This window comes from Algiphilus sp. (assembly GCF_965216485.1).
Lineage (GTDB): Bacteria > Pseudomonadota > Gammaproteobacteria > Nevskiales > Nevskiaceae > Algiphilus.
Window position 1 is genome coordinate 1065494 of record NZ_OZ244162.1, and the last position, 23078, is coordinate 1088571.

The 23078-nt window shown below is 64.6% G+C and carries 24 protein-coding genes; 5 read left to right on the top strand and 19 right to left on the bottom strand.

What is annotated here, in order from left to right; translation table 11 throughout:
• The first annotated feature begins 130 nt into the window (after positions 1 to 130).
• From ACOOFO_RS04895 to ACOOFO_RS04910, 4 genes are all read left to right on the top strand, one after another.
• Entirely contained in the window at positions 131 to 1225 is a 1095-nt protein-coding gene (locus ACOOFO_RS04895; RefSeq protein ID WP_420428551.1) for a hypothetical protein, read from the top strand.
• 150 nt (positions 1226 to 1375) lie between these two features.
• Entirely contained in the window at positions 1376 to 1858 is a 483-nt protein-coding gene (locus ACOOFO_RS04900) for a dihydrofolate reductase (RefSeq protein WP_420428553.1), read from the top strand.
• Positions 1855 to 3138, top strand: coding sequence for a BamA/TamA family outer membrane protein (locus tag ACOOFO_RS04905; RefSeq protein ID WP_420428557.1), 1284 nt, complete (start codon positions 1855 to 1857; stop codon positions 3136 to 3138). The genes ACOOFO_RS04900 and ACOOFO_RS04905 overlap by 4 nt, the downstream gene beginning before the upstream one ends.
• A gap of 56 nt (positions 3139 to 3194) precedes the next feature.
• Positions 3195 to 3455, top strand: coding sequence for an acyl-CoA-binding protein (locus ACOOFO_RS04910; protein ID WP_420428559.1), 261 nt, complete (start codon positions 3195 to 3197; stop codon positions 3453 to 3455).
• A gap of 36 nt (positions 3456 to 3491) precedes the next feature.
• Here the strand turns inward: ACOOFO_RS04910 and ACOOFO_RS04915 are convergent, their stop codons facing one another.
• Together ACOOFO_RS04915 and ACOOFO_RS04920 are read right to left on the bottom strand one after the other, a co-directional pair.
• Entirely contained in the window at positions 3492 to 4271 is a 780-nt protein-coding gene (locus ACOOFO_RS04915) for an ATP-binding protein (protein WP_420428561.1), read from the bottom strand.
• 38 nt (positions 4272 to 4309) lie between these two features.
• Positions 4310 to 6115: a cation:proton antiporter gene (locus ACOOFO_RS04920; RefSeq protein WP_420428563.1), complete on the bottom strand. Its 1806-nt coding sequence runs from the start codon at positions 6113 to 6115 to the stop codon at positions 4310 to 4312.
• A 330-nt stretch (positions 6116 to 6445) separates the two neighbouring features.
• Between ACOOFO_RS04920 and ACOOFO_RS04925 the strand changes: the two genes are divergently transcribed.
• On the top strand, positions 6446 to 7525 hold the full coding sequence (locus ACOOFO_RS04925) for a GGDEF domain-containing protein (protein ID WP_420428565.1): 1080 nt from the start codon (positions 6446 to 6448) through the stop codon (positions 7523 to 7525).
• Positions 7526 to 7568: 43 nt separating this feature from the next.
• On the opposite strand, the gene ettA is transcribed toward ACOOFO_RS04925, so the two are convergent.
• The 17 genes from ettA to mreC form a co-directional block, all read right to left on the bottom strand.
• Complete coding sequence (gene ettA / locus ACOOFO_RS04930) at positions 7569 to 9233, bottom strand: energy-dependent translational throttle protein EttA (protein WP_420428567.1); 1665 nt, start codon at positions 9231 to 9233, stop codon at positions 7569 to 7571.
• Between the two features lie 111 nt (positions 9234 to 9344).
• Positions 9345 to 9845, bottom strand: a complete 501-nt coding sequence (locus tag ACOOFO_RS04935; protein ID WP_420428569.1) for a hypothetical protein — start codon at positions 9843 to 9845, stop codon at positions 9345 to 9347.
• Between the two features lie 811 nt (positions 9846 to 10656).
• Positions 10657 to 11424, bottom strand: a complete 768-nt coding sequence (locus tag ACOOFO_RS04940; protein WP_420428571.1) for a VacJ family lipoprotein — start codon at positions 11422 to 11424, stop codon at positions 10657 to 10659.
• 18 nt (positions 11425 to 11442) lie between these two features.
• Complete coding sequence (locus ACOOFO_RS04945) at positions 11443 to 11685, bottom strand: STAS domain-containing protein (protein ID WP_420428573.1); 243 nt, start codon at positions 11683 to 11685, stop codon at positions 11443 to 11445.
• Positions 11682 to 12398: an MlaC/ttg2D family ABC transporter substrate-binding protein gene (locus ACOOFO_RS04950; RefSeq protein WP_420428575.1), complete on the bottom strand. Its 717-nt coding sequence runs from the start codon at positions 12396 to 12398 to the stop codon at positions 11682 to 11684. The genes ACOOFO_RS04945 and ACOOFO_RS04950 overlap by 4 nt, the downstream gene beginning before the upstream one ends.
• Positions 12399 to 12409: 11 nt before the next feature.
• Positions 12410 to 12865 carry an outer membrane lipid asymmetry maintenance protein MlaD gene (gene mlaD, locus ACOOFO_RS04955; RefSeq protein WP_420428577.1) on the bottom strand — a complete coding sequence of 152 codons (456 nt, stop codon included), beginning with the start codon at positions 12863 to 12865 and terminating at the stop codon, positions 12410 to 12412.
• Between the two features lie 12 nt (positions 12866 to 12877).
• Positions 12878 to 13648 (bottom strand): lipid asymmetry maintenance ABC transporter permease subunit MlaE, encoded by a 771-nt coding sequence (gene mlaE / locus ACOOFO_RS04960; RefSeq protein WP_420428579.1) that lies wholly within the window; start codon positions 13646 to 13648, stop codon positions 12878 to 12880.
• The gene (locus ACOOFO_RS04965; RefSeq protein ID WP_420428581.1) at positions 13645 to 14469 is read right to left on the bottom strand and encodes an ABC transporter ATP-binding protein; all 825 of its coding nucleotides are present in this window, start codon (positions 14467 to 14469) and stop codon (positions 13645 to 13647) included. The genes mlaE and ACOOFO_RS04965 overlap by 4 nt, the downstream gene beginning before the upstream one ends.
• Positions 14470 to 14493: 24 nt before the next feature.
• Entirely contained in the window at positions 14494 to 15087 is a 594-nt protein-coding gene (gene lipB, locus ACOOFO_RS04970) for a lipoyl(octanoyl) transferase LipB (protein WP_420429648.1), read from the bottom strand.
• A gap of 74 nt (positions 15088 to 15161) precedes the next feature.
• Positions 15162 to 15455: a DUF493 family protein gene (locus tag ACOOFO_RS04975; RefSeq protein WP_420428583.1), complete on the bottom strand. Its 294-nt coding sequence runs from the start codon at positions 15453 to 15455 to the stop codon at positions 15162 to 15164.
• Positions 15448 to 16587, bottom strand: coding sequence for a D-alanyl-D-alanine carboxypeptidase family protein (locus tag ACOOFO_RS04980; protein ID WP_420428585.1), 1140 nt, complete (start codon positions 16585 to 16587; stop codon positions 15448 to 15450). The genes ACOOFO_RS04975 and ACOOFO_RS04980 overlap by 8 nt, the downstream gene beginning before the upstream one ends.
• Positions 16588 to 16669: 82 nt before the next feature.
• Positions 16670 to 17569, bottom strand: a complete 900-nt coding sequence (locus ACOOFO_RS04985) for a septal ring lytic transglycosylase RlpA family protein (RefSeq protein WP_420428587.1) — start codon at positions 17567 to 17569, stop codon at positions 16670 to 16672.
• Entirely contained in the window at positions 17566 to 18591 is a 1026-nt protein-coding gene (gene mltB / locus ACOOFO_RS04990) for a lytic murein transglycosylase B (protein ID WP_420428589.1), read from the bottom strand. The genes ACOOFO_RS04985 and mltB overlap by 4 nt, the downstream gene beginning before the upstream one ends.
• The gene (rodA, locus tag ACOOFO_RS04995) at positions 18591 to 19715 is read right to left on the bottom strand and encodes a rod shape-determining protein RodA (RefSeq protein ID WP_420428591.1); all 1125 of its coding nucleotides are present in this window, start codon (positions 19713 to 19715) and stop codon (positions 18591 to 18593) included. Before rodA ends, mltB begins: the two co-directional genes overlap by 1 nt.
• Complete coding sequence (mrdA, locus tag ACOOFO_RS05000) at positions 19712 to 21601, bottom strand: penicillin-binding protein 2 (protein WP_420428593.1); 1890 nt, start codon at positions 21599 to 21601, stop codon at positions 19712 to 19714. The genes rodA and mrdA overlap by 4 nt, the downstream gene beginning before the upstream one ends.
• A gap of 3 nt (positions 21602 to 21604) precedes the next feature.
• Positions 21605 to 22087 (bottom strand): rod shape-determining protein MreD, encoded by a 483-nt coding sequence (mreD, locus tag ACOOFO_RS05005; protein WP_420428595.1) that lies wholly within the window; start codon positions 22085 to 22087, stop codon positions 21605 to 21607.
• Positions 22084 to 23070 (bottom strand): rod shape-determining protein MreC, encoded by a 987-nt coding sequence (gene mreC / locus ACOOFO_RS05010; RefSeq protein WP_420428597.1) that lies wholly within the window; start codon positions 23068 to 23070, stop codon positions 22084 to 22086. Before mreC ends, mreD begins: the two co-directional genes overlap by 4 nt.
• Positions 23071 to 23078: the final 8 nt, after the last annotated feature.

The following is a 23078-nucleotide window of genomic DNA, read 5'->3' on the forward strand; positions in this document are numbered from 1 at the left end:
CATCCTGCGACCTACATGGAGCGGCCGTGGATCGCACAAAACCTGTCGCCCGTGCGGCGTAGGCGCACCGCGCGGCCTCCCGTAGTGTGCGTCTGAGAAAATTCCCAACAACAACGATGGAGTGAGACTGATGTCGAAGCAATGGATGGCTGCACCCGTGGCCGCAATAGGACTGCTTCTCACCGCCTGTGGTGGCGGTTCGGGCGGAAGTGGCAGCGCCGTGGCAGGGAACGGTGATGGTACTGGCAGCAAGGACGTTTTCGCGCGTATCGACTGCAATGTCTCGGCTCAGGGGCCTTTCGCCGGCCCATTGGATGATGCGCAGACCGCGCTCATCGAACAGACTGCGAATGCCATCGGCGGCAATTCGGATCTGGGCGACGCGGGCGTCAACGTCATCATCGGCGTCGCCCGCCTGCTGGATGTAGTGGATGCCCTTGCGACGCTGGGTCAGGATCTCGCCGCCAATCAGGATCCGCAGGCGGCGGCGGCTGAATTGCTCGGCGTCACTCAGGCCATCCAGTGCGGCGCGGCCTCCCTGGCCGACGCGGCCGATTCCACCGACCTCGCCAATCTACCCTTTGCCGGCCAGCTCATTGACGATCTGCGCAACCTCGCGCTGGGCATCGACACCTCCGACCCCAACTTCCTTGGTGCCAGTGGCCTGGAAGACCTGACGACGCAGTTGTCCAACGTCAGCAACACCCTGTCGGACATCGTGGCGGTGATTGGGCTGGATCCGTCGGGATTGGGCCTGCCGCAAGGCACTCAGGCCCTGTTGCGCGTACCCGCCGAGCTGTTCAAAGATTTGAGCGAGACGCTTACCTCGATCGGGCAGCTGGATGGCGAGTCGGCATCGGATGACATCGCCATGACCGTGACCGGGGTACTTGAAGGCTTGGCCGCATTGATTCCCGACAATGCCGCCGCCGGGCCGCTGGAGCAGGCCAGAGAGGCTCTGGCAAATGGACTGGCGCAGTTGCTGGTGCCGCTGTTCGACGCCATTTCCCAGCAGCTCGCCGCGGGGGGGCGTTCCGACGCCGAATTTGGCCGCTTCCTTGCCGGGGGCTTCAGCGGCACCGGTGCTCCGGAGCTGGAAAGCATCATCGCCGGCGGACCCGCCAATCCTGACGGTGTGGCGCGCCCGACGCTGGGCGAGTTGCTGGCCGCCATTCCCATCGTTGGCGAAATACTGAGCGCCCTTCTCCCCGCAGACGCTTCCTGAGCGCGAAGCGCCTGGCTGCAAGAATGCAGCCGGGCGCTTCGATGACGTGGTGCGCACGCGCGCTTCTGCTGGAGCGACGCGTGCATCCCGTTCATCGGTTGCTGCGCGTTCCGAACGCCCCTCGGATCGAGCTGTCGGTACACTGCCGGCATGGAAATCACCCTCCTTCTGGCCATGGATGACACTGGCCTCATAGGCGCCAATGGTCAGCTGCCATGGCGGCTGCCCAATGATCTCAAGCGCTTCAGGCGGCAGACGCTTGGACGCACCATTGTGATGGGACGTAGCACCTTCGATTCGATCGGTCGGCCACTGGATGGCCGGAACAACTGGGTGTTGACCACCAACCGTAGCTTCTCGGCAGCGGGCGTGCGCTGCTTTCACGACATCGACAGTATTCTCGCCGAACGTCCAGAGAATGGGCTCGCCATCATCGGGGGCGCCACCCTCTACGAGCAGTTCATGCCTTTGGCAACGCGCATTGAACTGACCCGCGTTCATGCCACGCTGTCCGGAGACACCTGGTTCAGCGACCCGGCATTGGCGGCGTGGAAAGCCGAGGCAGTTGAGGTGGAGCAGCCGGACGAACGCCACGCCCATGCCTACAGCTTCCTGTCGCTCACGCGCCGGTGATCGTCGTCCTACGTCCGCTCTTGCTGCTGTTCGTCGCGGTGCCCGCGCTGGGTGCGGCGGCATTGCCGCCCTGCGATGACGGCAGCCTGCCGCGTCAGCTTGCCAGCCTGAGCTTCGAGGGGAACCGCGTCACCCAGCCTCAGACCTTTCTGCGGGAGCTCAATTTTTCGGTCGGCGACGTCGTATGCCCCAGCGATATCGCAGCCGGTGAGCAGGCCATTACCGACCTCGGTCTGTTCAGCGATGTCGATACGGCCACGACCACACTCGAGCAGAGCCGGGTCGCCGTGACCTATACGGTCAAGGAGCGCTGGTACATCCTCCCCATTCCGCGCGTGGACGCCAGTACCGACGAAGAGTTCGGCCTGGGCATGAGTCTGTCCTGGAACAATTTCCTGGGGCTGAACCACAGGATCAGCATGTCGGGCGTGCGCAAGGAACTGGAAGAGCGCACCACGGACAACGAAACGGTCTTTGATGCGAGCTATAGCTGGCGTCGCTTCATGGGATCGCGCACCAACCTCGGCTTCAACCTGGAGTACCGGGATGAAGGGGCATCGGTGGGTGATCTCGAATTCGAGGAGCGGGTGACCTCCTTTGGCATCTTCGCCTCGCGCCAGTTGACCCGCCGCCAGACCGGGCAAGGTTGGAGTCTAGGTAGCGGCCTCAGCTGGCGCGAAAGCCGCAACCTCGGCGCCGATGCCCCACCGGACGAGGGGGTGCTGACGGCCCTGACCGGAGGCATCGGCTACCGCGATGTGCACGACAAGATCTACAGCTTCGAGGGACTGTCCTACGGCGTGTCCGTCACCAGTTCCGTGCCCGGTATTTCCGATTACGATCAACACGTTGTCTCCGGTGGGGTGACACGCTACATTCCCGTTGGCGCGCGCGCGCACCAGAACATCAATCTCTATGCGCGGGCGGGCAGTTTCCACGGCGGGCCGAGTGCACGCCGCAACGACAACTTCGAGCTGGGCGGAGCCGACCGCTTGCGCGGCTATGAAGACGAGTACACCGAGGGTGATGCCTTCTGGGCAGTGGGCGCGGAGTATCTACGTCCTCTTTACTGGAATGCATTGCGTGGACTGGTCATCCTCGAGGCCGGCGATGCGCTCAGCACCTCCTTCGCGGAGCAGAATCAGCCGGTGATGGTTAGCATCGGATTCGGGGTGCGCATCCGCATTACCTGGTTCGTGGATGCCGCTGTGGAAGTCGGTGTGGCGTGGCCGCTGATCCGTGGCGACGGCGCTCAGATCTTCGCCGGGGGGGCGGGCTAGGTGCGGTGCGCTCGCAGGTGGCATCGTTTTTTACAACAACATAAGGAGCAATACGGATGAGCGATCTCAAGGCGGCATTCGAACAGGCGCAGGCGGACGTCAAGACGTTGACAGAGCGCCCGAGCAATGAAGACCTGCTGCATCTCTACGCCCACTACAAGCAAGCAGCGGAAGGCGATGTAAGTGGCAAGCGCCCCGGCATGATGGACCTGAAAGGACGCGCCAAGTACGACGCGTGGGCCGGCATTAAGGGCATGTCGAGCGAAGATGCCATGCAGGCCTATATCGACAAGGTCAACGCCTTGCTAGGACGCTGAAACCATCGCGCAGGGACTGGGTGGACTGGAGCTGCTTCAGCCACCCATCGCCTGCCGGCCGGCCCAGTCGCGCGCGAATTGCGCCGCGACCCGGCCGGAACGCGAGGCACGCTGCAGCGCCCAACGCAGCGCCTCGCTGCGCGCCGCGTCGGTGTACTCGCAGCCCAGCAGCCCAAGGTGGCGCTCCACCATCGCGAGGTATTGTGTCTGGTTGAACGGCGGAAAGGACAGCCAGATGCCGAAACGTTCCGACAGCGAGATCTTTTCCTCGGTGGTCTCGCCAGGGTGGATTTCGCCCTCCACCCACTGATATTCGGCATTCTCGGACTGGTACTCCGGCATCAGGTGCCGCCGGTTCGAGGTGGCGATGATCAGGACGTTATCGGGTGGTTCCTCAATGCCGCCATCCAGAGCGGTCTTCAATGCCATGAGAGCGCGATCGCCGGGGGCCACGGAAAAATCGTCGACGTAGAGCAGAAAACGCTCGGCGCGCTTGTGCAGTGGCGCGACGATGTCGGGCAACGCCACCAGATCGGGGGGTGCCACTGCCACCAACCGCAAACCCTCGTCGTGAAAGGCCGGCAGCATCGCCTTGACCAGGGATGACTTCCCCGTACCACGGGCACCGGTCAACAGCGCGTGATTGGCCGGATAGCCGGCAACAAACTGACGGAGATTCTGCAGCAGGATCCCCTTCTGCCGCTCCATACCGAGCAGGTCATCCAGGCGCACATGGTGCGTACGGTGAATGGGTTCCAATTGGCCCTCGCGCCAGCGGTAGGCCGGGGCGTTCAGGGGATTGTCCATCTCGGGCATGGTGCTCCTTGGGGAAGAGGGACGAGCAAGGCCGCGTCTTAGTCCGCGGCCTCGTCGGCCCTCCCGCTGCTGCGTCCATCGCGTTCGCTCGTCGTATCGTGTCCGCTGCGAACATCTTCTGCAAACAGTTGCTTGAGTTCCTCGGTGGCGTCCATGGTCGTGCGCCGGTAGGCTTCGGCATCGCGCCAGACCAGAGCCTGACGCTCCAGCGTACGCGCGTCATGCTGGCGGAAGCGATGGACGGATTCGGTGGCCTCGGCGTCTTCCATGCCAAGCCGCATCAGCAGATGCCTCGCCATCCGAAGACTGGAATAGAGCGTGTCGCGCAACACGAAATCGACGCCGCGTTCGCGTAGCCACAGTTCGTGATGGCGATTGGTCGCACGCGCCAAGATCGTGATGCCGGGACACACATTGCGTACCTGCTCGACGATGGTCAACGAGGGTTCAATCTCGCCGACGGCCACGACGATGGCGCGCGCCTTCGGCACGTCCGCCGCACGCAGCACCTCTGGCTGGGTCGCGTCGCCGTAGTAGATTTTGTTGCCGTATTGCCGGACAAAGTCGACGTGATGCGGATTGATCTCCAGTGCGGTGAATGGGATGTGCCGCATGGCGAGCACGCGGGCCACGATCTGTCCCACCCGGCCGAAACCGGCGATCACCACCGGCGGCTGATCCTGATCAATGGCGTCGAAGGGGCGGCTATCGGTCTCCTCCCTGAGCAGACGGTCGCCCAAGGCCACTAGCAGGGGCGTCAATGCCATCGACAGGCTCACGACGAGTACCGCCATGTCCGCCAGATGGGGCGCCATCAGGCCACCGCTGACGCCGGCCGTGAGCAGTACGAAGGCGAATTCGCCGCCCTGTGCCAGCACCAGCGCGGTGCGCATCGCTTCGGCATTGCGCAGTCCATGCAGCCGTGCCAGGGGGAAGATCACAGCCGCCTTCAAAGCCATCAGACCGAGGGTGAGCGCCCCGACGGTCACCGGGGCAGAGGCGAGCAGACCGAGATCCACCGTCATGCCGACCGCCATGAAGAAAAGCCCGAGCAGCAGGCCCTTGAAGGGATTGACGTCGGCCTCGAGCTGGTGGCGATACTCCGAATCAGCCACCATCATCCCGGCAACGAAGGCGCCCAGACCCATCGAAAGGCCGGCGCCTTGGAAGGCCACTGCAGCGCCCACGACCAGCGTCAACGCAGCCGCCGTGAAAAGCTCCTGCACCTTGGTGGCGGCGATGAAACGCAGCATCGGGCGCAGCAGGAAGCGCGCTGCTATGCAGCCCGCCAGCAGCAGTGCCAGCCAATGCCAGGACAGCGTGTGCGCAACCGAGGCACTGCCGAGCAGTGCAATGGCAACCAGGGCCGGGATGACCGCAACATCCTGAAGCAGCAGGGTGCCGAAGGCGGCACGTCCATGCGGGTGGTGCAGTCGCTTGCTCTCGCCGAGCAACTGCAAGACGAAGGCGGTACTCGACAGCGCCAGCGAAAAGCCGAGCAGAAGCGCGGAGGTCTGCCCGATCCCGAGCAGCATGAGGACGCCCGCGACCGCGGCGCTGCTTGCAATCACCTGGGCAGAACCAAGACCGAAAACCAAGCGCCGCATGACCCAAAGCCGGTGTGGCTGCAGCTCCAGCCCAATGACGAAAAGCAGAAACACGACCCCGATTTCGGCGAAGTGCAGCAACCCTTCCGCATCCCATTGCGGCAAAGGTTCAAGCTGTCCAAGAACCAATCCGGCGACCAGATAGCCGAGCACTGAATTCATGCCCAGACGCTTGCAGATCGGCACGATGACGACGGCCGTGGCCAGAAAGACCAGGGTGGCGGTGAGAATCCCCATGCGCTAAGCCTAGCGCCTCCCCGTCGAAGCGACACACGCCGCAGCCTGCGCATGATGGGGCTCGCGGTCATTCGTTCGGACAATCCGGGATGCGCCCGATTGCGCAGCGCCCAGATCCAGATGCCCTGGGCGGGTCTTGGCCGCGGCTCGCGGTGACTCGCTTTTCCGCGTTTGGCGGTCGAGTCCTGCCATTTGTCGCGCTTCGTGTATCGGTTGGAGCCAACTTCGCGAAGGCTGAGCGCATGATGCGGTGTCTGCTGGTCAGATGCATCGCAACGGCCAATCGCCACAAGCAATGCCGTTGGTGCAACGGAAAAGTGAGGGAAGGGCGTGACAGTGCAGGATGAAATGGCCCACAGCGCAAGGCTGATGCGGCTGGCTCTGCCCGAGATGGCGCGCCACGGCTGCGCCATGGACCCGCTCAACTACACCGTTTGGTATACCCATGTGTCAGGGCGTATACCTGCCTTATCGGAGGAACTGCGTGCGTACCTGGCGGCGCAGGACCGTCTGAGCCGGCAGCAGGTGCAATCTCTCTTCGACCGCTACATCAACGACCAGGAAGTTGAGGCCATTGAGCGTATGCGCCAGGATCTGGCGGACGTAGTCGACGATGTGGCGCGCAACACGAACAGCTCGCGCGCGCAGGCGCACGCCTATGAGGAATCGCTGCAGGCCTACGTAGAGCAGTTTCAGGATGACGCATCCCTCGACCACTTTTCCGAGACATTGCAGGCCTTGCTCGGTGAGACGGCGGCGATGCGAAGCCAAGTGGATACTTTCGGTCAGCATCTATCAACCACCGCCGATGAGGTCGAGCGCTTGCGCGAGGCGCTCGCTGTGGCTCGCGAGGAGTCCATCCGTGATGCCTTGACCGGGCTCGCCAACCGTCGGGGCTTCGACATCGCGCTGCGTACGGCACTGGATGCGGATCCCGGACGCAGTGATCGCGGTTGCTGTCTGCTGCTGCTCGATATCGACTTCTTCAAGCGCATCAATGACAGCTATGGGCACCCGCTTGGCGACCGCGTCATTGCCTCTGTGGCACGCGTATTGGCGCGCATGCTTGAGCCCGGTCAGACGGCCGCCCGTTACGGTGGCGAAGAATTCGCCGTGATTCTGCCCGACGCCACCCGTGGCCAGGCGCGTGCACTGGCAGAGCGCTTGCGCGCCGATGTCGCCCGCGGCCGCATCAAGCAGCGCAACGGCAAGGCTATCGCACAGGTCACGGTGTCAGTCGGGGTTTGTGTGCCGCCAGTTCGGCGCACGCCGGACACTTATCTGGAGACGGCTGACAGGGCGCTCTACCAGTCCAAGCGCGAGGGGCGGAATCGAGTCTCGATTCTGCCGGCCTCGGCGCAGGCTAGCGGCAACGAGAGCGAGGCGGCGACGGAACGCCGCACCGCCTGAAGCCGGCACCGGCGCGCAGGCGCCGATGCCAGGTCGCCCATGCTCAGGCCAGCTTGCGGTGCTGGGAGCGACGGTTGACACCGGGTTCGCGGCCCACCCGTCGGCGGAAGTCCTCCTCGTACTCCTGATAATTGCCTTCCCGGAAGACAATCTCTCCGGAATCCTCGAAGGCCATGATGTGCGTGGCGATACGATCCAGGAACCAGCGGTCGTGCGAAATCACCATGACGCAGCCCGGGAAATCGAGAATGGCTTCCTCCAGCGCGCGCAGGGTTTCGACATCAAGATCGTTGGTCGGCTCGTCCAGCAGCAACAGGTTGCCACCCTCGAGCAGCAACTTGGCGAGATGCAGGCGATTGCGTTCGCCGCCGGAGAGGTCGCCGATGCGCTTCTGCTGGTCTGCTCCCTTGAAATTGAAGCGGCCGATGTAGGCCCGCGCCGGCATCTCGAAGTTGCCGATGCGCAGAATGTCATTTCCACCCGAGATTTCCTCGAAGACGGTCTTGCCGTCATCGAGCGAATCGCGTGACTGATTGACGTAGGCGAGCTTGACCGTCTCACCGACGCGCAAGGTGCCACTGTCGGGTTGTTCCTCGCCGCTGATCATACGGAACAGGGTGGTCTTGCCGCGCCCGTTGGCCCCCACGATGCCGACAATCGCTCCTTTGGGGACCCTGAATGAGAGGTTCTCGTAAAGAGTACGGTCGCCATAGCGCTTGGCGATGGCATCGGCCTCGACCACGACGTCGCCAAGGCGCGGGCCGGGCGGAATGTAGATTTCCTTGGTTTCCGCGCGCTTCTGGAATTCTTGGCTGGACATCTCCTCGAAAGCCTTCAGGCGCGCCTTCGATTTGCTCTGACGGCCCTTGGCGTTGGAACGGACCCATTCCAGCTCCTGCTCCATCGCCTTGCGCTTGGCATCCTCCTGCTTCTCTTCGTTGGCCAGGCGCTTTTCCTTCTGCTCCAGCCAGGAGGAATAGTTGCCCTGCCAGGGGATGCCATGGCCACGGTCGAGTTCCAGGATCCAGCCAGCGACGTTGTCGAGGAAGTAGCGGTCGTGGGTGACGGCCACCACGGTGCCGTCGAAATCGTGCAGGAAGCGCTCCAGCCAGGCTACGGACTCGGCGTCGAGGTGGTTGGTCGGCTCGTCCAGCAGCAGCATGTCCGGCTTGGACAGTAGCAACCGGCAAAGTGCCACACGGCGCCGCTCGCCACCGGAAAGGGTATCCACCGTGGTCTCCCAGGGCGGCAGATTCAATGCTTCCGCGGCCTTGTTGAGCATGACATCAAGCTCCCAACCGCCGGCGGCATCGATCTTCTCCTGCAGTTCGCCCTGACGCGCGATGAGTGCGTCGAAATCTGCGTCCGGGTCCTCGAAACCCTTGGTCACGGTCTCGAACTCGGCCAGCCATTGGGCCAGTTCACCGACGCCGTCGAGTACATTGCCGCGCACGTTTTTGGACGGGTCGAGCTGTGGTTCCTGTGGAAGGTAGCCCACCTTGATACCCGGCTGCGGTCGCGCCTCGCCGTGGTATTCCTTGTCCACGCCGGCCATGATCCTGAGCAGTGTGGACTTGCCCGCGCCGTTGTAGCCGAGAACGCCGATCTTGGCGCCCGGGAAGAAGGACAGCGAGATATCGCGCAGGATCTGCTTGCGGGGTGGGATGGTCTTGCCCACGCCATTCATCGTGAAGACGTATTGCGCCATGGAGGGAGCGTGCTCTGGTAGTGGATGGCAGTCGCGCATTATCCGCGAGGCGGGGCATTGCGTGCCAGGAGCGCATGCGGGGGCTGTTGATCCCCCGCGGCTGGGCGCTGCTCAGCCCCTACCGTGGCAGCTTGCGACCCCGTCGCGGTGGGCATACAGCCAGCGCAATGCGCGCGTGTGGCGCAGGTTCGCCGCGCGACACATCCAGTAGGTGGCGTGTTCCGGACTGGCGCCGGGAACGCGCTTCGCGGCATGGAGCACGCCCGCGTTGTACGCCGCCGGAGCAAAGCCGGCTGCGGCGGCCGCGGTGTACCAGAGCAAGGCAGCCTGCGGCTGGGGAACGCCATGCACCGCGCCTGTCATATAGGCTACGGCCAGGTTGTACTGCGCCTTGGCGTCGCCGTTGGCGGCTGCCCGCCGCAGCAGACGCGCGCCGCGCTCCTGCCCACGCATGACCAGCTGCGTACCCAAGGCGCGCGCATTCTGCGCCATCGCCTGCTCGAAGGATGGGCTCTGCGCATGCAGCCTTGGCGCACTGCACGCGAGTGCCACAAGCAGTATCAGTGCGTACGCCAGACCGCCGCGGGCGGAGGAATCTGTGTGTGTCGGCATGATCTTTCCAACGTGTTTGCCGTAATTTTGTGCATTGCAGCATAAACGCATGATGAATGCGTTGCCATCAGCCTGCCGGCGCGGCGAACACAGGGCGCAGCGCGGCAGATTGCCGGTTGCGGAACGGCGACGAGCGTGCATCGCGCCTTCGATCGCATTCGCGTTGAAGGGGTGGCGTGGACGACGCGGGAGGCGCCAAGGATGACCCACGCCGTGGCGCTGAAGAACGGGGTGGCAGCAGGGATCGCGCTAGGTCCGCCGGACTTCCAGCCTTCCTGCCTTGAAAGCCTCAGAGGGGGGAGGCACTCAGTGGGCCGATGGCCTCACTAGGCTCGCGCGTCCTGTGCTCGCCAAGTGACCCCGGCTCGGGCCGTCCTGGCCCGAGCGTTCGCCCTCTCAAACGTGCCACTGGCGGGTTGATGGGGACACCGCCCGGTTGGGTCGGTGGGCGTCACTAGGTTCGCGCGTCCTGCGCTCGCCAAGTGACCCCGGCTCGGGCCGTCCTGGCCCGAGCGTTCGCCCTCTCGAAGGTGCCACTGGCGGGTTGATGGGGACACCGCCCCGTTGGGTCGGTGGGCGTCACTAGGCTCGCGCGTCCTGTGCTCGCCAAGTGACCCCGGCTCGGGCCGTCCTGGCCCGAGCGTTCGCCCTCTCGAAGGTGCCACTGGCGGGTTGATGGGGACACCGCCCCGTTGGGTCGGTGGGCGTCACTAGGCTCGCGCGTCCTGTGCTCGCCAAGTGACCCCGGCTCGGGCCGTCCTGGCCCGAGCGTTCGCCCCCTCAAACGTGCCACTGGCACGTTTGAGGGGGCTCACCCCCCAAAATCTTCGCGCCAGTTGTCGTCGTCTTCGAAGCCACCGTCTTCCAGATCTTCCTCACCGTAGTCGAGCGGCGGGGTACCGTCGTAGACGTCATTCAGGCGGCTCTCCAGGTAGACCGTCCGCAGGGCGACGTACTCGTCCACCTGCTGTTCGAGGAAACCGTCCGCGGACAGGAGCTGGGCGCGACGATCAATCACGCCGACCGCAGTCAAGACATACTGGGTGCGCTCTTCGAACAAGCGCTCGGGGGTGCTGACGCCATCGGCGATCTGGCCGACCAGTCCACGATTGGTGCTCGGACCCAGAAAGGGCAGCATGAGGTACCAACCAGGCCCAACGCCCCAATAGCCGAGGGTCTGGCCAAAATCCTCGTCGTTTTCGACGAGCCCGACGGGGGTCGCGACGTCGACGAGGCCACCGAGGCCGGCGGTGGTGTTGATCAGAAAGCGGCCCGTGTCCCGGCCGGCCTGCGCGAACTTCCCCTGCAGCAGCGCATTCACGATGGTGACGGGATATCCCAGATTGCTCAGGAAGTTGTGCACCCCCGAGCGGGCAGGCTGAGGGGTGACATCCACGTAGGTGCGCGCGATTGGGCGCAGGATGTAGCGATCCGCCGTCCGGTTGAAGGCGTAGATTTTTCGGTTGACCGGCTCCAGCGGATCGGCCGGCTCGTAGGCCGGCGTGTGGGCGCAACCAGCCAGCACCGCACTAATCAATAGGGAACAGCAGGCAGTGACGAGCTGGCGCGAGATGGGCATCGGGAGGTGTTGGTCGGCTTAGTGCGTGAGAATGGCGTCGACGCCATAGAGCGTCAACAGGCGCTGCAGCGCTTCTGGCGGATTCCTGAGGGTCAGTGGTGCCCCATGACGACGTCGCCACTCCAGCAAGAGCGCGACGGCAGCACTGTCCGCCCGGCGGATGCCGGAGAGATCAACGACCCCGTCCTCAGGCCCCTTGGGATGCGCTCGCAACACCTCAGCAACCGTGTGCTGCGTCCATTCGCCCGTCGGCTGTATCACTGTCCGCCGCTGCTCCCCGTGGGGGATGTCTCGATGGTGCCGGACTCGAGCCTTTCGATCAGCGCGTCGAGTCCGTCCTCTCGGATGCGCTGGTTGAACTGAGCACGGAAGTTGGTGACAAGGCTGATGCCTTCCACACTGATGTCGTAAATCAGCCACTCGCCATCCACCTTGTGCATGACGAAGCTGATCGGGATCGGCTCGCCATCCTCGACCTTGAGGCGGGTGTCCACGGTGGCGCGCTCGGCGTCTTCGGCCATGCGCAACGGCAGGAACTCGGCCTCCACGCTGCTGTTGTACTGCAGCATGGCGTCGGCGTAAGTGCGCGTCAGCGTCTCCTTGAAGGCGGTGGCAAAGCGGCGGCGCTGTTCCGGTTCGGCTTGGCGTGCATGCCGACCGAGCACCAGTCGCGCGATGTAAGGCATGTCGAAATGCGGAATGATCTCGCGATCGATCATCGCGTAGAAGGCATCCTTGTCCTCGGTATAGGTTTCCGCGTTCTCCTGGATCAGGCCGCGCACCCGCTGCACGGCCTCGCGGACCACGACATCCGGGGCCTTGGCTTCACTGCCGGTCTCGGCTTCCGTGGTTGCTTCTGCGCTGGCAGCTGCGTCCTGGGCGGACACGGTCAGCGGCATGCCGCTGCCAATCAGCGCGATCAGGGCGAGCAGTGCGCCCGCGGCGGGGAGAGAGAACGTCTTGTCATGGCTCATGGTGATTTTCCTTACTGCGTCATGGATTCCAGCACACGGCCCACGAGGTTCTCGAGGACCAGGGCGTCCTGGGTCAAGGGCAGACGGTCCCCATCCTGCAGGGACTCCATCGCGCCGCCCGGATTGATACCGATGTATTGCTCACCTAGCAGCCCCGAGGTGAGGATGCTGGCACCGCTGTCGGCGGGAAGATTGTCGTATTCGGCATGTATCTTCATGGTCACGCGTGCCGCAAAGGTTGTGTCATCGATTGCGATGTTGGTCACGCGTCCGATACGCACGCCCGATAGCGTCACTGCCGAGCCGCTACGCAGGCCGCCGATGTTGTTGAAGTCGGCACTGACGGTATAGCCCTCTTCCGGGCCGCCGCTGTCCAGGCCGGCGACTCTGAAGGTGAGCAGAAACACGGCTGCAACACCGAGGACGAAAAACAGGCCAACCATGATCTCAATGGGTCTTGATGGCATCCACTGCTCCCATCAGGCGGCGAACATCGCCGCGGTAAGTACAAAATCCAGTCCCAACACCGACAGGGAGGACAGCACCACCGTGGTGGTGGTTGCACGCGAGACACCGGCTGCGGTGGGGGAGGCGTGATAGCCCTGATAGACCGCGATCCACGCAATGGTAAGCCCGAACACGATGCTCTTGATGGTGCTGTCGATCAGGTCGCTGGCGTCCACGGCGCTCCGGATCTGGCTCCAGTAGCTGCCCGCGTCGACACCCAGCACTTCCACCCCGACCAGATGGCCTCCTGCGATGCCCAAGGCCATCGCGATAAAGATCACGTTCAGAATCGGGGTGGCGATGAAGAGTCCGAGAAATCGCGGCGCCACTACCCTGGGCACGGGGTCGACGGCCATCATCGCGATGCCATCGAGCTGGTCGGTGGCGCGCATCAGGCCGATTTCCGCCGCCAGGGAGGACCCGGCGCGGCCGGCCAGCAGCAGCGCCGTGAGCACGGGGCCGAGTTCGCGGATGACGACGAGCGCCACCGACACGCCCAGTGCACTCTCGGCGGAAAACTGCACCAGCAGGCGATAACCCTGGAGGGCGAGCACCATGCCCACGAAGGCGCCGGCGATGACAATGATGGCGAGCGACAGGAGACCGCTGTGATAAATCTGCAAGGCCAGCAGCCGAGGGCGCAGCAGCGCACCGGGTACCGCAAGCAGTGTCCGGAACAGGAACAGCACCGCCCGGCCCAGGCTTGCCAGTGTGTCCAGCGGCCAGCGCAGGAGCGTGGTCATGTGCGGGCCTCCAGCAGCGTGTCCTTGAGATCCGGCGCCGGATAGTGGAAGGGCTCCGGCCCATCCGGCTGCCCATCCAGGAACTGGCGGACCCGTGGGTCCTCACTGTCCCGCACTGAGGCCGCACTACCCGCGGCGCGCAGTTGCCCATGGGAAAGCACATAGGCGTAGTCCGCAATCGACAAGGCCTCGCCGACGTCGTGAGAAACCAATACCGAGGTCGTGCCCAGTGCATCGTTGAGCTGGCGGATCAGGCGCAGCAGCACCCCCATGGAAATCGGGTCCTGGCCGGTGAAAGGCTCGTCATAGAGCACCAGGTCCGGATCCAGTGCAATGGCGCGTGCCAGCGCGACCCGGCGCGCCATGCCACCGGAGAGCTGGGCTGGAAACAGCCCGGCTGCGCCGCGCAGCCCCACCACCTCAAGCTTGAGCAGCACCTGATCGCGAATCTGGCGTGAGCCCAGGCGCGTGTGTTCGCGCAGTGGGAAGGCGACGTTGTCGAAGACCGTCAGGTCGGTCAGCAGCGCGCCTTGCTGGAATAGCATCCCCATGCGCTTGCGCAGGGCAAAGAGCTTGCGACGGGGCGCGGTGCCAATGTCGGTGCCGTCGAAGCACACGCTGCCACCCTGCGCGCGGATCTGTCCGCCAATGAGGCGCAGCAGCGTGGTCTTGCCGGTGCCCGACGGTCCCATGATGGCAGTGACCTTGCCACGCGGGATATCCAGATCAATGCCGTCGAACAGGATGCGATCGGACTGCGCGTGGCGCAGCCCGCGAATCTGGACCAGGCTGTCGGTGGCATCGGACATGGTGTCGAGCATGGTGTGCCCTCGCTGAACCGGGCGTTAAACCCCGGCCGCCGCCTGATCCGAACTGGACAGAGGTGCGAGGCAGCGATTGTGCAAAGCTAAGGCCAGGGTCTCACTGACAGCGGCAATGCCGTCGTTGCAGCCGTGGTCGCGCATCTGCGTCATGACCTGGCCTTGCATGCCGCAGGGATTGATGCGTTCAAAGGGCTGCAGGTCCATGTCGATGTTCAGGGCCAGCCCATGGAAGGTGCAGCCCTGACGCACGCGCAGCCCTAGCGAGGCGATCTTGGCGCCATCTGCCAGATAGACGCCGGGCGCGTCGTCGCGCGGTCTGGCGCCTTGGATGCCGTGCTGCTCCAGTGTGTCCACCAGAGCCTGCTCGATGCGCTGTACCAGTCGGCGAATGCCGATGCCAAGGCGGTGCAAGTCCACCATCAAATAGCCCACGAGCTGGCCGGGGCCGTGGTAAGTCACCTGACCGCCGCGATCGCTCTGCACCAAGGGAATGTCGCCAAGATCGAGCAGGTGCTCGGGTCGGCCTGCCTGCCCCTGCGTGAACACCGGTGGATGCTGCAGCAGCCAGATTTCATCCGCTGTCGCCGCGTTCCGTCGTTCGGTAAAGCAGCGCATGGCTGCGAAACTGGCCTCGTAGCAGACGAAGCCGAGGCGGCGGAAGATGGGGTTGGGGACTGCCGTGATGTCGTTCACAGTGCCATCAGCACCGATGATTCCGCAGCGATGGCGGCACGGACCTGGGCGATATGCTCCAGTTTGGTGGCGTGCAGGCGCAGTCGCAGACAGACAAAATTGCCGTTGCGCGATGGCTGGCGCTCGCACTCGATGGTTGCCTCCGTGGCCGCGCGGCACCGTGCGAGCAGTCCCTGCTCTGCGCTTTCGTCGGGGCGGACGAAGATCTTGAAGGGCACCGTGCAGGGCAGGGTGTAGACCGCCTCGTCGGGCACGGCATCGCCCGGCTGGAATGTGGTCTTCTTAGACACCAAGGCGCAGTCGCACGGCGTCGATGAGACGCTTGACAATACCGCCCTGCGCCACATCTTCGTTAGCCACCAGCGGCTCGACCAGCAGTGTTTCGTCGTCGAGGGTGACAGTGAGGGTGCCGAGCTGGGCGCCCTTGGCGATAGGTGCCTGCAGCGGCGATTGCACTTCCGCCTGCAGCCGGATGCGCTCCTCGGCATCGCGCGGCAGACTCACATGCAATGCCTTGCGGACACCCACGTTGACTTCGGAGAGTGCTCCGCCAAAGACACGGTGGGTCTGCACCGCTTCGCCTTCTTCGAACAGCGTCACGGTGTCGAAGAAGCGGAAACCGTAGTTAAGTAGCGCCAGACTGTCCTGCTCACGCGCGTCGGGGCTCGAGGTGCCGAGTACCACGGCGATCAGACGGCGGCCGTCTCGCTCGGCGCTGGAGGCTAGGCAATATCCCGATTCACTGGTATAGCCCGTCTTGACGCCATCCACCGAGTCGTCGCGCCACAGCAGCCGGTTGCGGTTGAATTGCCGGATCTCGTTGTAGGTGTACTCCTTCTCGGCGTACATCCCGTAGCCTTCGGGGAAGTCCTGGATGTGGGCGCGGACCAGGGTCGCAATATCGCGCGCGGTGGAGCGATGGCTCTCCGCCGGCATGCCAGAGGCATTCTCGAAGTGGCTGTTGTCCATGCCGAGGCGCTGAGCGGTGGTGTTCATCATGCTTGCGAAGCCGGCCTCGCTGCCTGCGAGATGCTCGGCAACGGCAACGCTGGCGTCGTTGCCGGATTGCACGATGATGCCGCGCAGCAGTTCCTCCAGGCTGACCTGGGAGCCGACCTCGATGAACATGCGCGACTGCGAGGAGTCGATGCCCTGGCGCCAGGCCTTCTCTGAAATCAGTACCGGGTCATCCATGGCCGCACGTCCGGCCGCGATTTCCTCGAAGGCGACGTAGCTCGTCATCACCTTGGTGATGGAGGCAGGGCTGCGCTTCTTGTCCGGATTCTTCGCGGTAAGAATCTGCCCGGTGGCGCCATCCATCAGCACATAGGCTTCGGCATCGAGCGGTGGTGGCTCCGGAACCGGCTTGGCGGAGACGGCAAAACAGGCGAAGACGAGAAGGATCGGGGCAAAGCGGGGCATTGAGGCTCTGAGTTCCAGGCAGGAGGAGGATGATACCGGCTATGGCACGGAAGGCGACCCGGGCAGGCGTGGCCGCGAGGGATCAGGGCGTTGCCGGAATGGTACGCGCCATCAAAGCGCGCTCGGCAAGCCACAGGCGGATATCCTCCGCTTCCCGGCGGCTCTCCAGCGGGCCGACGCGGACTTCGTGGCGGGCACGTTCGCCGTCAGTCACGAGATGGATCGTGACCTTGTCGAGTCCCATGGCCAGCAACCGCTCGCGCAGCTCGACGGCGTGGACTGGATCTTCAGTGGCGGCGCCGACGGCAACGAAGGCGTTGTCGGTGCTGCCGCGGCTTGGTGCGCGCGTCATCGCTGCCTCGGTGGTGGCCGGTGACGGCTGTTCGACTGCCACCTCGTCGGGCAGCGGTGCCGGCGTCGTCAAGGCCTCGACTTCCACTTCGGCGTGTCCGTCGGAGATGATGTCCAGGCGCGCGGCCGCGGCATAGGACAGATCGATGATGCGCCCTTCATGGAAGGGGCCGCGGTCATTGACCCGCACCACGGCCGAACGGCCATTGCCGAGATGGGTCACGCGCACAAAGCTGGGCAGCGGCAGGGTCTTGTGGGCCGCGGTCATGGCATACATATCGTAGGGCTCGCCACTGGATGTGCGCCGCCCGTGGAATTTCTTGCCATACCACGAGGCGCCACCACGTTCGCGGTAGCCCGCTGCCGTCGGCAGCACGTAGTAGCGCTTGCCGAAGACCTCGTAGCTGTCCGGGTTACCGTAGCGGCTCTTCGCTTCGGGCCGGACTTGCGCGTCCGGCACCGTGGCAATGCCGTCGGGGACCTCGTGCGCGGCGGGACCGCGGTCCTTCTCGTGTGCGGGGGCCGGGCCCTCGCGCAGGAAATCGTCCTGCCCTTGGGGCGCGGGGCTATGCGCACAACCGCCAAGCAGTAATGCCGAACAGAGCAGTGCCCGCGTGAATTGCTTGGTCATGGCATGTAGCGTCCGGGCGGGTGGCCAGTGGCGCGCGAGATGCCCTCAGCCAGCTCCCCGACCGCCATGGCGTAGTAGGTGCGGGGGTTGTAACGCATGACCGAGAAGAAATTCGGGAGCGCAATCAGGAAGGAGCGGCCCTCGCTGCGCTCCAGCTCGAGCAGGCCAGCCGGCTGCTCGGGCGGCGCGCTGCGCGTGGGCTCCGCGCCCAGACGTGCCAGCGCGGCGATGGTGCTGTTCGGTCGCTTCGGGTTGAAAGTAATGGCGTCGGCACGCACTTCGAAGCGCCGCGGGGCCAGCGTCATCGCTTCATCCGGGCGCCATGCGGAGGCTGGGTCATAGTCGATGAGATAGCGTGCAATCGAGCCGATGGCATCCTCCGGCGTCCACAGATCCACGGTGCCGTCATCGTTGAAATCGACGGCCAGGCGGCGGATGTTGCTGGGCATGAACTGTGCCCATCCCATGGCTCCGGCATAGGAGCCCTTGGGTTTTGTCGGGTCCATGCCGGATTCGTGCGCCAGCACGAAGAAGGCAGTGAGCTCGGAAAAGAAGAAGGGCGTTCGGCTGGGGTGATCGAAACCCTGCGTCGCCAGCGCGTCGAGGACCCGAGTGCGCCCGGTATAGCCGCCATAGCGCGTTTCGATGCCCAGAATGGCGACGATCACTTCCGGCGGCACGCCGTATTGCGCCTGCGCACGCGCCAGCGTCTCGGCGTGTTCGCGCAGGAAGCGCACGCCCTTGTCGATCATCGCCTCGCTGATATGCATGGCGCGGTATTCGGTCCATGTGCGCGTACGTTCCGGGGCGTTGCGCTCCTGCTGAATCAATTCGGGTAGGCGCCGGGCCTCCGCAAGGCTTTGTCGTACGGCATCCAGTGCCTCGGTATCGAAGCCGTAATCCGCGCGCAGAGTGTCGAGCAAGGCCTGGGCGCGCGGATGGTCGGCGTAGTTGGCCGCCGCGGGGGGCGTGTAGCCGAAGGCGAGCGGGATGAGGAGAAGGAAGGCGAAGCGCCGCATCATTAACTTGGGACCAATTTGCGGTGGGTCTGGATGGACATGAGTATGCCGAAGCCGGCCATCAGGCTGACGATGGAGGTGCCGCCGAAGCTCATCAGCGGGAGTGGCACGCCCACCACCGGGAGCAGTCCACAGACCATGCCGATGTTGATGAACACATAGCAGAAGAAAATGATGCCAAGGCTGCCACCGAGCAGACGCTGGAAGGTTTCCTGGCCGCGCAGTGCAATGATCAGACAACGTGCCGTCAATGCGAAATACAACAGAAGCAGTAGACCGGCGCCGATCAATCCGGTTTCCTCGGCGAAGGCGGCAAAGATGAAATCGGTATGCGATTCGGGCAGGAAGTCCAGTCGGGCTTGCGTGCCCTCGCCCCAGCCTTTACCCAGCGCACCGCCGGAGCCGATGGCAATCTTGGATTGGGTGATGTGGTAGCCGGCGCCCAACGGATCGCGTTCCGGGTTGAGGAAGGTCAGCACGCGCGAGCGCTGATAGTCGTGCATGTTGTACCAGAGCAGCGGGATGGCAGCCATGGCCGCGGCTGCGAAGCCGACGATCCACCGCCAGCGCAGCCCTCCGAGATACAAGGCGATCAGGCCGCTCATGGCAATCATCAATGCGGTGCCAAGATCGGGCTGCGCGCCTACCAGCGTCGCCGGAATCGCAATGAGCAGCAATACGACCGGCAGCCGACGCAGGCCGGGCGATACACCGGTAGCGTGCAGATACGTGGCCACCGTCATGGGCATGGCTAGTTTCATCAACTCCGAAGGCTGGAAGCGCACGACGCCAAGATTCAGCCAGCGTTGCGCGCCCTTGGAGGCATCGCCGAAGACCAGCACCAGGATGAGTAGGATCAGCGTGACCGTGTAGAACGCGGGCGCCACGGCGCGGTAGCCATCGGGCGGGATGCGGGCGCAGATGACGAGGACGGCCAACCCGACGCACAGGCGCTTGAGCTGGCTCCACAGCGCATTGGCGTCGCTGCCGGTGGCGCTGTAGAGCGTGGCCAGGCTGACCGACAGCAGGACCAGGATCAAGGCCAGCAGCGGGCCGTCCAGGTAGTGGCGCGCAAAAAAGCCCTGGCTGCGGTGGTCGCGTCCAGAGTCGGCGGACAGCGGATTCACGAGGGCGCTCCCTGCGGGGCGATCGCGTTCGCGGCATCCGGCTCGGCGAGCCAGGCATCCAGTACCTTGCGTGCCATCGGCGCGGCCACCGCGCCCCCGCTGCCGCCATGCTCGACAATGACGGCAACTGCAATACGCGGCTCGTCCGCCGGTGCAAAAGCCATGAACAGGGCGTGGTCGCGAAGGTGCTTGGGCAGACTCTCGTTGTCCGGTGCGATCTCGTCTTCCTGCGATAACCCGGCAACCTGCGAAGTGCCGGTCTTGCCGGCGATACGGTAGGTCGCCCCCCGGCCGACGCTCTGTGCGGTCCCGCCCGGGTCGTGCATTGTGGCGACCATGGAGTCATGAACCTCCGTCCAGTGCTCCGGGTTGGCGATGGGAATATCGGGCAGCGGTGACTGCGCCTGGGCAGTGGTGCGACCTTCGTCAACATGCTCGATGGCACGCAGGACATGGGGTGTGGCGCTACCGCCGCGCGTGGCGATCCGTGCCGTCATCAGCGCCACCTGCAGCGGCGTCATCGTCATGACGCCCTGCCCGATGCCGATGTTCAGGGTTTCACCGGGATACCACGCCTGACCGCGCACAGCCCGCTTCCAGGCCCGGGAGGGTGCAATGCCGGCGCGCTCGCCAGGAAGATCGATCCCGGTTTCCTTGCCCAGGCTGAACCAGCCAAGCATGTTCTCGATGCGATCAATACCGAGTTCATGCGCGGTCTTGTAGAAGTAGACGTCGCAGCTTTCCGCCACCGCTCGTTCCAGATCCACCCAGCCGTGGCCGCGGCGCTTCCAGCACCGATAGTGCCGTGTGACATTCGGCAGCTCGAAATGACCCGGGCAATACACGCGCTGCTCCGGGCTCACGACGCGCTCTTCGAGAGCGATCATGGCCATGACCGGCTTGATTGTGGAACCCGGGGGATAGGTACCCGCCAGCGCGCGGTTGTAGAGCGGGCGGCGGGGGTCGTTGTTCAGCGTGCGGTAGCGCTCGTGCGAGATCCCGTCGACGAAATGCCGCGGCTCGAAACCGGGTTCCGAGACCAGCGCCAGCACTTCGCCGTTGCGCGGGTCCATGGCGACGATGGCGCCCTCATAGCCCTGCAGCGCTTCCTTGGCGACCAGTTGGAGCCGCGCATCCACAGTGAGGTGCAGATTGGAGCCGGGGGTGGCGGGTCGGTGATCGAGGTCCCGCAGCGGTCGCCCCGTGGCGTTCGTTTCGACGATCTTCGCGCCGGTGCTGCCGTGCAGCAACTCCTCGTACTGGCGTTCAATGCCGGTCTTGCCAATGTGCGTCGTGCCGCGATAGTCGGCCTCGCCGAACTGCTGCAGGTCGCGCTCGGTGACACCACCGACATAGCCCACCAGGTGTGACATGCTCTTGCCGAGCGGATACTCCCGCGTCAGGCCGGCGCGGACATCCACGCCCGGGAAGTCATGGCGACTGACTTGAAAGCGCGCCACCTCCTCGAAGCTGAGGCGAGTGCGCACCGGTACCCCCCGGTAGCTGGGGGTGCGTCGCCGCCGTTCGTGGAAGCGCTCGCGGTCCGAAGCATCGATTTTCACGATCGCACTCAATGCATCCAAAGTGGCTTCAATGTCCTTGACCTGCTCCGGCACCAGCTCAAGCACGTAGGCGGGACTGTTCTGCGCCAGCACCACACCGTTGCGGTCGAAGATGAGACCGCGCACCGGGGGTACTGTCACCAGCCGCATGCGGTTGTCGTTGGAGCGCGTCGAAAGCTGCTCGTGCTGCAGGATCTGCAGATCGAATGCACGCCACAGCAGCATCATCATCAACAGCAGACAAAAGCCAAGCGCAATCAGCGTGCGCGCAAAGAAACTTCGGCGCTCCGCGTAGAGATCACGAAGGCGGTCGAAATTGCCCATTGGCTACGGCGTCTGCTGTGCCACGGGGCGCGGCCGCAGCAGCAGCACAAAGATGGGCCACAGCGGTACAGATACCAGGATGGGCCACCAGTGCGCCGATAGCGCACTGTGCTCGCCGGTCATGGTGTCGAGCAGGCTCAGCAGGCTGGCATAGACCGCGAACAGCGCGGCTGCCGCCAGTGAGGACTGCCAGAGCGGGATCGCGCGCAGCAGACTCCGCCAGTGCAGCAGGAGCGCGAGCGGCACCAGCAATGCCACACAATGCAGTCCGAGGGTGACGCCGCGGGTGGCATCGAGTACCAGACCGGCCGCCATCGCCATTGGTAGCACCAGATAGGTCTCTCGGCGCAAGGTCCAGGCCGTGAGTACCAGCAGCAGCCAGTGCGGGCGCAGCATGTCGACCGGCAAGGGGACCGGTAGCAGTTTCAGCACCAGGGCGACCAGGGTCAGCGCCACCAGAAGGGGGAATTCACGCCAACCGATCACGGGCGGTCTCCTGGTGTGGCGGGCTGGGCGGTGGCATCGGTGGCATCGCCTTCGGCGGGTGCTGGCGGGGAGGTGGCGTCTTCAGTCGTGGTCGTGAGCGCTGTGCTGGGCGAAGCTTCGGCATCGTCGTTGGATGCCGGGCGCGCGTCGTCGTTCCACAGCAACAGGACCTGACGGCTCTGATTGACCCGCGCTTCGGGCAGTGCAATGGCTTCCATGAAGCTGTCCCCGGGCTCGTAGCGCAACTCAAGCACGCGCGCCACCGGATAGCCTGAGGGAAAACGCCCGCCCAGCGAGGACGACACCAGAAGGTCGTCGACCTGGATGTCGGCGTTGCCCGGCAGATAGGGCAGGGAAAGCGACTGTCCGTCGCCGCGGCCAACTGCGATGGTCTGCAGTCCGGTGCGGTTGACCTCCACCGGAATGCCATGATCCGGGTCGGTGATCAGCAATGCGCTGGCCGACTGCGGGTGCACCTGGACGATCTGGCCGAGGACACCGCGCGCATCGATGACGGCCTGGCCGCGATAGACGCCGTGCAGACTGCCGCGGTTCAGCGTCAATCGCTGCTGATAGGGATCTTGACTTGCGGCCAGCACCTCCGCCACCAGTGCCCTTGCTTCGAGCACGTCCGTCGAGGACAGCAAGGCCCGCAGTCGCCGGTTCTCCGCTTCCAGTGCTTCAATGCGCTGTACCCGCCCCAGCAGGCGCAGGTGCGTGCGCTGCAACTGTTCGTAGGCATCCAGTTCCTCGGCGCGCAGTGCGAGGAACTCGAAGAAGCGGTGAGCATTGGCCGGTTGCTCGGCGACCCACAGCAGCGGATAGGACACGCGCATGATGCCGCTGCGCAGCGGGTCGAGCGCGTCTGTGCGCAAGTCCACCACGAGCAGGGCAATCGAGAGCGCGATCAGCGCGAGCGCACGGCGAATCCCGGTTCCACTACGCTGGAAGAGGGGGCGACGCGGTCGATTGAGGGTGTTCAAAGCTCGGG

What these genes read in the sequence shown, in the direction of transcription:
- ettA (WP_420428567.1), bottom strand. Translation starts at nt 9,233, where the DNA reads ATGGCGCAATACGTCTTCACGATGAATGGCGTGGGCAAGACCATCCCA.
- lipB (WP_420429648.1), bottom strand. Translation starts at nt 15,087, where the DNA reads ATGCGCTGCTTTACCGAACGACGGAACGCGGCGACAGCGGATGAAATC.
- mltB (WP_420428589.1), bottom strand. Translation starts at nt 18,591, where the DNA reads ATGATGCGGCGCTTCGCCTTCCTTCTCCTCATCCCGCTCGCCTTCGGC.
- ACOOFO_RS04985 (WP_420428587.1), bottom strand. Translation starts at nt 17,569, where the DNA reads ATGACCAAGCAATTCACGCGGGCACTGCTCTGTTCGGCATTACTGCTT.
- ACOOFO_RS04980 (WP_420428585.1), bottom strand. Translation starts at nt 16,587, where the DNA reads ATGCCCCGCTTTGCCCCGATCCTTCTCGTCTTCGCCTGTTTTGCCGTC.
- ACOOFO_RS04910 (WP_420428559.1), top strand. Translation starts at nt 3,195, where the DNA reads ATGAGCGATCTCAAGGCGGCATTCGAACAGGCGCAGGCGGACGTCAAG.
- ACOOFO_RS04935 (WP_420428569.1), bottom strand. Translation starts at nt 9,845, where the DNA reads ATGCCGACACACACAGATTCCTCCGCCCGCGGCGGTCTGGCGTACGCA.
- ACOOFO_RS04940 (WP_420428571.1), bottom strand. Translation starts at nt 11,424, where the DNA reads ATGCCCATCTCGCGCCAGCTCGTCACTGCCTGCTGTTCCCTATTGATT.
- ACOOFO_RS04965 (WP_420428581.1), bottom strand. Translation starts at nt 14,469, where the DNA reads ATGCTCGACACCATGTCCGATGCCACCGACAGCCTGGTCCAGATTCGC.
- mrdA (WP_420428593.1), bottom strand. Translation starts at nt 21,601, where the DNA reads ATGGGCAATTTCGACCGCCTTCGTGATCTCTACGCGGAGCGCCGAAGT.
- ACOOFO_RS04895 (WP_420428551.1), top strand. Translation starts at nt 131, where the DNA reads ATGTCGAAGCAATGGATGGCTGCACCCGTGGCCGCAATAGGACTGCTT.
- ACOOFO_RS04900 (WP_420428553.1), top strand. Translation starts at nt 1,376, where the DNA reads ATGGAAATCACCCTCCTTCTGGCCATGGATGACACTGGCCTCATAGGC.
- ACOOFO_RS04915 (WP_420428561.1), bottom strand. Translation starts at nt 4,271, where the DNA reads ATGCCCGAGATGGACAATCCCCTGAACGCCCCGGCCTACCGCTGGCGC.
- ACOOFO_RS04920 (WP_420428563.1), bottom strand. Translation starts at nt 6,115, where the DNA reads ATGGGGATTCTCACCGCCACCCTGGTCTTTCTGGCCACGGCCGTCGTC.
- ACOOFO_RS04950 (WP_420428575.1), bottom strand. Translation starts at nt 12,398, where the DNA reads ATGAGCCATGACAAGACGTTCTCTCTCCCCGCCGCGGGCGCACTGCTC.
- mlaD (WP_420428577.1), bottom strand. Translation starts at nt 12,865, where the DNA reads ATGCCATCAAGACCCATTGAGATCATGGTTGGCCTGTTTTTCGTCCTC.
- mlaE (WP_420428579.1), bottom strand. Translation starts at nt 13,648, where the DNA reads ATGACCACGCTCCTGCGCTGGCCGCTGGACACACTGGCAAGCCTGGGC.